1 protein-coding gene is annotated in these 254 nt (G+C 71.7%); it reads right to left on the bottom strand.

What is annotated here, in order from left to right; translation table 11 throughout:
* The coding region (locus tag F0U47_RS20445; protein ID WP_368666155.1) for a thiolase family protein at positions 1-254 on the bottom strand (254 nt) is incomplete at both ends.

Raw genomic sequence — 254 nt, 5'->3', positions numbered from 1 at the left:
AGGGCGCCGAGGGCGCGGGGGTCCTCCCACGTCCGGCCGCCCTGCGCGAAGCTCGCGGTCCGGGCCTGTGCCTCGGCGGCGAGCGGGTTCTGGCCCTCGGGATTGTCGGACCATCCGTTGAAGTAGCGGCTCACGGTCTCCACGCCCGCCGAGATGAAGACGTCACCCTCGCCGGCCTTGATCGCGTGCAGGGCCATCCGCGTGGTCTGCAGGCTCGAGGAGCAGTAGCGGTTGACCGTCACTCCGGGGACCTC

The organism is Nocardioides antri (genome assembly GCF_008373765.1).
GTDB classification, from domain to species: Bacteria; Actinomycetota; Actinomycetes; order Propionibacteriales; family Nocardioidaceae; genus Nocardioides; species Nocardioides antri.
This window is presented reverse-complemented; position numbering and strand designations above follow the sequence as displayed.